Origin of the sequence: Phytoactinopolyspora endophytica (assembly GCF_004138495.1) — a bacterium.
GTDB lineage: Bacteria > Actinomycetota > Actinomycetes > Jiangellales > Jiangellaceae > Phytoactinopolyspora > Phytoactinopolyspora endophytica.
On the sequence record NZ_ML142856.1, the window covers coordinates 1 to 8,519 of the forward strand.

At 66.4% G+C, this 8,519-nt stretch carries 7 protein-coding genes; 1 reads left to right on the plus strand and 6 read right to left on the minus strand.

What is annotated here, in order from left to right:
* Positions 1-184: 184 nt before the first annotated feature.
* On the minus strand, positions 185-787 hold the full coding sequence (locus ELR45_RS16400) for a TetR/AcrR family transcriptional regulator (protein ID WP_129667371.1): 603 nt from the start codon (positions 785-787) through the stop codon (positions 185-187).
* A 17-nt stretch (positions 788-804) separates the two neighbouring features.
* Positions 805-2,073 (minus strand): Glu/Leu/Phe/Val family dehydrogenase, encoded by a 1,269-nt coding sequence (locus ELR45_RS16405; protein WP_205856721.1) that lies wholly within the window; start codon positions 2,071-2,073, stop codon positions 805-807.
* Positions 2,074-2,403: 330 nt separating this feature from the next.
* Between ELR45_RS16405 and ELR45_RS16410 the strand changes: the two genes are divergently transcribed.
* The gene (locus ELR45_RS16410) at positions 2,404-4,356 is read left to right on the plus strand and encodes an acyl-CoA dehydrogenase family protein (protein ID WP_129667373.1); all 1,953 of its coding nucleotides are present in this window, start codon (positions 2,404-2,406) and stop codon (positions 4,354-4,356) included.
* A gap of 273 nt (positions 4,357-4,629) precedes the next feature.
* Here the strand turns inward: ELR45_RS16410 and ELR45_RS16415 are convergent, their stop codons facing one another.
* From ELR45_RS16415 to ELR45_RS16430, 4 genes are all read right to left on the minus strand, one after another.
* Complete coding sequence (locus ELR45_RS16415) at positions 4,630-5,193, minus strand: DJ-1/PfpI family protein (RefSeq protein WP_129667374.1); 564 nt, start codon at positions 5,191-5,193, stop codon at positions 4,630-4,632.
* 128 nt (positions 5,194-5,321) lie between these two features.
* On the minus strand, positions 5,322-6,110 hold the full coding sequence (locus ELR45_RS16420) for an IclR family transcriptional regulator (RefSeq protein ID WP_129667375.1): 789 nt from the start codon (positions 6,108-6,110) through the stop codon (positions 5,322-5,324).
* A gap of 51 nt (positions 6,111-6,161) precedes the next feature.
* The gene (gene smpB, locus ELR45_RS16425; protein ID WP_129667376.1) at positions 6,162-6,632 is read right to left on the minus strand and encodes an SsrA-binding protein SmpB; all 471 of its coding nucleotides are present in this window, start codon (positions 6,630-6,632) and stop codon (positions 6,162-6,164) included.
* Between the two features lie 145 nt (positions 6,633-6,777).
* Complete coding sequence (locus ELR45_RS16430) at positions 6,778-8,280, minus strand: M23 family metallopeptidase (RefSeq protein ID WP_165367830.1); 1,503 nt, start codon at positions 8,278-8,280, stop codon at positions 6,778-6,780.
* Positions 8,281-8,519 lie beyond the last annotated feature (239 nt).

Consider the following 8,519-nt stretch of genomic DNA (forward strand, 5'->3'; position numbering starts at 1 on the left):
CCCGCGTCAACGACCACACCAACGGCTTCAACATCAACCGCTGCACCACAAACCGGGGAACCGCCAGCACCCGCGACGTGAAACGCCCGGGACGCAAGCCTGGGCCTACCAGCATCGTCACTCCGACCTCCCACTGTCCGGCAGCCATCATAAATCGAACAGTCGTTCCCCAAACGCCCGGTACCTACTGAGCCTGCTCGAACAAGGCGGTGAGGCCGACAACGTACTGGTCGAGCGACACATCGCCCACCAGGTTCCGTTGCAGGATGAACCCGACCATCAACCCGTAGAAGATACGGCCGACGTTCTGTGGGTCGACATCGCCGGGGATACGACCGGCCGCCTTCCAGCGCACGGCCACCCCGGCCCAGCGTTCCCGGATCCCCCGGCCGATCTCTTTCACCGGCGTGCCAATGCTGGACTCGCGCTGCGCCTCCGACCAGACGTGCACGGCGATCCGGCTGACGTCGACCGCCCGGTTGCTGATGTTCCCGAACGCCGTCCCCAGCACGATTCGGAACGCCTCGTTCGGGGCCGGTACGGGGTCGATGCGCGCCAGCCTGTCGAAGGCCGCATCGACGCCCTGCCAAATGCTCTCCGCGGTGGTGGTCACCAGATCCAGCTTGCTCGGGAAGTACCGGTACACCGCCCCCGCAGAGAGCCCTGACTCGGCGAAGATGTCCTGCATGGACGTCGCATGGAAGCCTTCGCGCGCGAAGCAACGCCACGCGGCTTCCAGGATCTGCTGGCGACGCGCGCTCGCGTACGCTTCGGAGACGCGTGGCATGCGATAGCCCGGTCCGTTTACACGTAGCCGCGCAGCCGCACCGCACGGGCGACGCGCTCCAGCGCGATCGAGTAGGACGCCAAACGGTAGGTGCACTCATGCGACTCCGAGTACTCGGCGACATCGTTGAATGCGCGGTCAAGCCGGTCCCGCAGTTCGGTGTTGAAGCGGTCCTCCTTCCACTGGAACTGCTGGATGTTCTGGGTCCACTCGAAGTAGGAGCCGGTGACGCCACCGCCGTTGGCGAGGATGTCCGGGATGACCCGGACGCCCCGGTCGGCCAGGATCTCATCGGCTGCCGGGCTGACCGGATGGTTGGCTCCTTCGACGACCAGGGACGCGCGGATGTCCGCCGCATTGGCCCCGGTGATGCATCCACCGAGAGCAGCCGGCACGAGGATGTCACAGTCGAGAGTCAGCACCTCGTCGTTGGACAGCTTGGTATGTGGGGTGTCCGAATCGACGACGGAGCCACCGGCCGCCACGGTCTCGATCAGGCGGGAGACGTCCAGGCCGTTATCGTTGAAGACACCACCCCCGATGTCACTGACTGCGACCACCCGCGCACCGAGCGCTTCCAGGTCGCGGGCGGCCCAGGTACCCACATTCCCAAAGCCCTGAACTACCACCCGACGGCCGGCCAGGTCCCAACCCCACCGACGTGCGGCCGCTTCCAGCACGTAGACGAGGCCGCGCCCGGTAGCCGCTTCACGCCCCGGCGCACCGCCCAGGTCAATCGGCTTACCGGTGACGGCGGCGGGACTGTAACCGTGGCGGCCGCTATAGGCGTCCATGAACCACGCCATCACTTGCGCGTTGGTGTTCACGTCCGGGGCCGGGATATCCCGATACACGCCGAGGACGTGGCTCAACGACAGCGCGAACTTCCGGGTCAGCGTCTGAAGTTCACGCTCCGACAGGTGGCGCGGGTCGACCTGCAGCCCTCCCTTCGCTCCGCCGAACGGCAGGTCCAGCAGAGCGGTCTTCCATGTCATCAGCGATGCCAGCGCCCGCACCTCATCCAGGTCGGCCTCCGGGTGGTACCGCAGGCCACCCTTGTAAGGACCCCGGGCGCCGTTGTGCTGAACGCGATAGCCCTGGGCCACCAGCAAGCTACCGTCGTCGCGGCGCAGCGGCACCTGAACGGTCACCTCGCGGTAGCTCGATCCGAGCACCTGCGCAACATCGTCTTCAAGACCGACAGCACGGGCGGCGTTGTCGACGTACAGGCGAACCGCCGCATCCGGGGTCAGCCCATCGGTGGGGGCGGTGGTTTCGACAGTCACAAGGGACCTCCAGATAACTCCAACAGTGGACACACGAACCTCCAGCTGCTCGAAGGGCCTGCCGTGTGCGGGAGGCGGTGAGTAAAACGAATATTCGTTCTTCTTCGACACCCTACCAGCAGTCCAACGGACCGCCAAGCACATCCTTGACCGAACAACTCCCCTCACACTCTCACTCTTCACTGCGACCGACGGCGGCTGGTCACGGAGGCCGGCGACCGGCCGCTTGAGGCATGCGGGGAGAAGGAGCCCGAGGGCTTTCCTCCACGCCTACCGGCGAGTAACAATGGAAGGGATCGCCAGCCGCCAACGACGACGAGGAGGCGGACGATGACGACGCAGAGCGCGCGACGCGCCGACGGGCGGACCACCCAGAACGCCCGGAACGTCGACGAACGCGAGGCCCGCAAGGTCGCCGAAGCAGCGCGCGATACCGAGTGGCGGCTGCCCTCGTTTGCCAAGGAGCTCTATCTCGGCCGGTTCCGGCTGGATCTCATCCATCCTCCGCCGACGCCATCGGCCGACGAAGAGGCACGTGCCGGTGCCTTCCTCGAACAACTGCGCGCCGTGTGTACGACGGAGGTGGACGGCGAGGTCATCGAGAGAGAGGCGCGGATCCCGGACGAGTCCATCAAGGCGCTCGCACGGATCGGTGCCTTCGGTATGAAGATCCCGGAGGCCTATGGCGGCCTCGGACTCAGCCATACCGCGTACAACCGCGCGCTCATGCTGGCGACCAGCGCCCATCCATCGCTCGGTGCTCTTCTCTCCGCTCACCAGTCGATCGGGGTCCCCGAACCGGTGAAGCTCTTCGGCACCGAGGAACAGAAGCAGGCATATCTTCCGCGCTGTGCTCACGGCGCGATCAGCGCTTTCCTCCTCACCGAGCCTGACGTCGGTTCCGACCCAGCCCGCCTCAGCACCAGCGCCACACCGGTCGACGGCGGTAATGCGTACGAACTGGACGGTGTGAAGCTGTGGACCACCAACGGAGTCGTCGCGGAGCTGCTCGTCGTAATGGCGCGGGTTCCCGAACATGACGGTTCGCCGGGCGGGGTGACCGCGTTCGTCGTCGAGGCCGACACGCCAGGCATCACGGTCGAGCACCGGAACGCGTTCATGGGGCTGCGCGGAATCGAGAACGGCGTGACCCGCTTCGAACGGGTCACAGTGCCGGCGGCGAATCGGCTCGGGCGCGAGGGCGAAGGTCTCAAGATCGCCTTGACCACACTCAATACTGGGCGGCTCTCGCTCCCCGCCACCAGCACGGCGGGCGCCAAGTGGTGCTTGAAGATCGCCCGAGAGTGGGCCGGCCAGCGTGTCCAGTGGGGCAAACCCATCGGCCGGCACGCGGCCGTTGCGCACAAGCTCGCCTACATGGCAGCCACCGTCTTCGCCGAGGAGGCCGTGCTCGAGCTCTCATCCCGGCTGGCCGACCAGGGACGTCGCGACATCCGGATCGAAGCGGCGCTCGCCAAGCTCTGGTGCAGCGAGACCGCCTGGCGCATCGCCGACGACCTGGTCCAGATCCGAGGTGGCCGCGGCTACGAGACCGCTGACTCGCTGCGCGCGCGGGGTGAGCGAGCGGTCCCGGCTGAGCAGGCCTTACGCGACCTGCGGATCAACCGCATCTTCGAAGGCTCGACAGAGATCATGCACTTGTTGATCGCTCGTGAGGCGGTCGACGCGCATCTCCAGGCCGCCGGGGACGTGATCGATCCCGATGTTGCGCTCCCCGGCAAGGCCAAGGCGGCCGCCCGCGCCACAGGTTTCTACGCGAAGTGGCTGCCCCAGCTGGTCGCCGGTCGCGGCCAGCAGCCCCGGGCCTACAACGAGTTCGGCCGGCTCGCACCCCACCTGCGCTACGTCGAGCGCGCGTCCCGGCGTCTCGCCCGGCAGACGTTCTACGGCATGGCTCGCTGGCAGGGACGGCTGGAGAAGAAGCAGGGGTTCCTGGCCCGGATCGTCGACATCGGGGCGGAGCTCTTCGCCATCGCCGCGGCCTGCACGCAGGCCCACGCACGCGACGACGAGGCGGTCGAACTCGCCGACCTCTTCGCCCGGCAATCCCGGCTCCGCGTGGAACGTCTCTTCGATGCGCTCTGGAACAACACCGACTCCGCCGACGAGTCCCTCTCCAAGTCCCTGCTCGAGGGTCGCTACACCTGGCTGGAGAACGGCATCGTCGATGGCAGCGAAGGAACCGGTCCGTGGATCGCCGAACCCGCACCCACCTCCAAGGAGAACGTCGCCCGGCGCATGCTCCCCTCCACTCGCCCATAACCCCGCAGTGGACCCCGCCCTCGCCCAGCCACGCACGGCCGCACCCACCACCCGCAGGTGTGACGAGGAACCAATCCCCAACCGACGCGCGACGCCTACGGAGCGGAACGAGGAGGAGAGATCTTCTTCGACCGATCTTCGGGCGGCGGCAGAGCTACGCAACCAGCTCACTCAAGCCGCCCGCCGACCGCGTGAGAGCGAGAAGAAATCTCTCCTCCTCGCTCGCACCACCCTGAGCCGCGCGTCGGTTGGAGTTTCGGTCCCAGTCACACCTCAAGCGACCGGTGCGACCTTGCGCAGCTGGTCGATGAACGGCCGGAACCACTGCGGATGGTCCGGCCATGCCCGACCCGTGACGAGGTTCCCGTCAACGACGTCGGCGCCGTCGACGTACGTCCCACCGGCCGTCGTGACGTCCACTGCCAGTGCCGGGTACGCAGACGACGTTCTGCCCTGAAGCACTCCGGCGCCGCCGAGGATCAGCGGACCGTGGCACAATGCCGCGACCGGAGCGTCGGCGTCGAAGAAGTGCCGGACGATCCGTTGAACATCGGGATCGTTGCGGAGGTACTCGGGAGCACGGCCGCCGGGAATCACCAGGGCCACGTAGTCGGCCGGGTTCACGTCGGCGAACGCGACGTCGGCGGGCCAGCAGTGCCCGGGCTTCTCGGTGTACGTGTCGAACCCGTCCACGAAGTCATGCACGACGAACTGCAGCTTCTTCACGGCGGGGGCGGCGATGTCCACCTCGTAGCCCTCTTCCAGAAGCCGCTGGTAAGGATAGAAGACCTCGAGGTCTTCGGCAGCGTCTCCAGTGACGATCAATACCTTGGGCATGGTCGGCCTCCAAGCGCGGACGGGCACGATGTAAGGGCGCGCCCGACGTGCGTGGGGCGTCAACTCGCCGGGCGCTTCCCTACCTCCACAGTGCACCCGACAGGTTCGGCCGGCAACCGCTGTTATCGCTATCTGAACGTCGCGGCCAATTGCCCGGCGCCCAGCCGGACCGCTGCCTCCATGGCCCTGCGCCGGCTCCCGAGCTCGGCACTCGACACCGACGCCGACACCGCTCCCCGCACCCGGCCGACCGTGTCACAGACCGGGACCGCCATACACGCCAGCCGAGGCATGAACTCGTCGACCTCCACCGCAAGCCGGTCCCGACGGACCCGGTCGAGCTCGAGGTCGAGCTCGGTGACGCTCGTGGCCGAACGCCGGGTCAGCGCGGGCAGGCCCACCTCGTCGATCAGCGAATGCCTGGCCTCGGCGTCCATCGCCGCAAGCATGACCTTGCCGAATGCCGTAACGTGCGGGACCTGATGCAGCCCGACGTCGAGCTGGGCGACCCGCGGGCGGTTCGGTGAGTCGGCCACATCGGCGATGGCCACCTCACGATCGCGGAAGAGCGCCAGGTAGACGGGCGCGTCCGCGGCTCGGTGGATGTCCATCAACACCCGGCTGGTCGTCGGCGTGACGCGGAGCTGGCGGCGTAAACCCGCATCGAGCGCGCGAACCTTGTACCCGAGCACGTAGCGTCGATCGTCGGCGAGATGAACGACGTAGCCGGCGTGTACCAGGGTGGACAACAGGTGATACGTCGTGGCGAGTGCGATGTCCAGTCGCTGTGCGATTTGGCGGGCGGTCAACCCGTCTGGGACCTCGCCGATGGCTTCGAGCACTTGCAGCGCACGGTGCGCTGACTGGATCAGTCCCGTAGGGCGCCCCTTGGGCTCCGCACTCGCGCCACGCTGCACGGCACTACTGTGCCCCCTTCAGCGGGTCCTCACAAGCCCTGGATGCCGGCGCTACCTCCGTCGCGCCCGGGCGATGGCACGGTCTGCTTCGCGCTTGGCTTCCTTCTCTGCGAGCGCATGCCGCTTGTCATGAGTCTTCTTGCCTCGGGCGAGGGCGATCTCCACCTTGGCGTAGCCGTCTTTGAAGTACAACGAGAGCGGAACCAAAGTGAAGCCACGCTCTCGCGTCTTGCCGATCAGCCGGCTGATCTCGTCCTTGTTCAGCAGAAGCTTGCGTGAGCGACGTGGATCGTGGTTTGTCCAGGTGCCCTGGTCATACTCCGCGATGTGCACGTTGCGTAGCCAGACCTCGCCGTCGCGTACCTCGGCATAGCCGTCGCCGATCGTCGCTTTCCCGGCACGCAGCGACTTCACCTCGGTGCCGGTCAGCACAAGCCCAGCCTCGTACGTCGTGTCGATGTGGTAGTCATACCGCGCCCTGCGGTTCTGCGCCACCAGGGTGCGCCCTTGCTCACGTGCCATATCTACAGGATCTCATCCCGCGCGGTGCCACGACGAATCATTAATCCGGCGTCGGCCGATCGGTTGCGGCTGGCCATCGACGCTCGGCCCGCCCAGACCTCGGTTGTTCTGCCCGCCGCCGTCACAGGCCATGTTGTCCGTGACCTCACAGGTAGCTCATGGGGTCCTGCAGCGCTCCGTTCACGTAGAGCATGAAGTGCAGGTGGCAACCGGTCGAGTATCCCGTCGTGCCCGAGTAGCCGATGACCTGTCCCGCGGAGACCGTGGATCCACTACTCACCGCGTACCGCGACAGATGGCTGTACGTCGTGATCTTGTCGCCGTGGTTGACCGCGACCTGGTTACCGTACGCGCCGCGGGCACTCGCCCATTCGACCGTCCCGGATGCCGCGGCCCGAATGGGGGTTCCGCACGCCGCCCGGAAGTCCGTGCCGTCGTGCAGCTTGTACACGCCCGTCACCGGGTGGGTGCGCATGCCGTACGGAGACGTCACATAGGGACTCGCCACCGGAAACTGCAGCCCGCTCGGCGAGGTATCGCCGCCACCGTCGTCGTCGCTGTCCGAGTCGCCACTGTCATCGTCGTCGGGCCCCCCGCCGTCGTCCGAAGGCGGGTCGTTGTCCTCGTTCTCGTTCTCACGCTCGCGTTCCCGCTCACGCTCTCGTTCCCTCTCGCGTTCCCGTTCACGTTCACGTTCGAGTTCCTCCTCGCGCTCGCGCTGGAGACGGTCGATGTCGCCCTGGATGCTGTCCCGCTCGCTCGTCAGCTCTTCATACTGCCGAGCGTTATCTTCCTTAGCCGCCTCAGCCGCCGCATGCGCATCTTCTCGCGCCGCGACCAGCGCTTCGACGTCGTCCTTGGCCGCCGCGGCGCTGTCCGCCGCATCCTTGGCGGCTGCTTGGGCTTCCCTCGCCTGCGCCTCAAGACGCTCGGTCTCCTCAAGCCGCTCCGCCGCCTGCTCACGCAGGATCTCGGCCTCAGCCTCCAGATCCTCCAGAACCACACGCTCGTTGGCCAGCTCCGCACGGTTGTCCTGGAGCCCGCTGAGAACGCTTGTCTCGGCGTTCATCACCGACCGAGCCGCCTCCATGTTGCTGAGCAGCTCATGCGGATCACTCGCCTGAAGTGCGGCGGTGAGGGTTGCAAACTCCATTCCCGTGCCACGCTGGTATGCGCGGGACGCCACCTGACTGATGTCGGCCCGCTGATCATCGATCTGACCATTCACGCCGTCAATACGAGTCAGCTGGTCTTCGACCTTCCGCTCGGCCTCCGCCAGCTCTTCCGCAGCCTGCGCATCCGCCGCCCGTGCAGCCGCGAGCTCGCCCTGAGCGGTCTCCAACTCTTGGTTGGCAGTGTCAAGTGCAGCCTCGGCGCTGGCCAGCTTCTCTTCGGCAGCCGGAAGCTGGGCTACCGCGTCCTCGTACGCTTGGGTCGCGTCGTTGAGCTCGTCCGTGGAGTGGGCGAGCTCCTCCTCGGCGTCGGCCAGCTCACGCTCGTTCTCCTCAAGCTGCTCCTCATTGTCGCGGATCTCATCCTCGAGATCGCTTGCCCAGGCAGGGTTCAACACGGTCAGCGTCACGGCCAAGGCCGCCACTGTCCCCGCTGCCCTTCGGTACCACGAGGCCCCGTTAGTCACATCACTCACACTTGACTCCTCCGTACCAACCATTCACGACCGTAACACCAATCACAGCCGCGCGGAAGCCCGGGGCACAAACGGACACTGTCTCGATGTGATGATAGAGGCGACTTATCCGTCAATCAGCACGCGTAAACGGCGAACAGATCTCGAATTCCTGCTTGACACATGCATTCATACGAGACATATAGGCGTTTAATACGACACTTCCCTGGTCGCGACGCCATTCCAATGGGACGGCGACC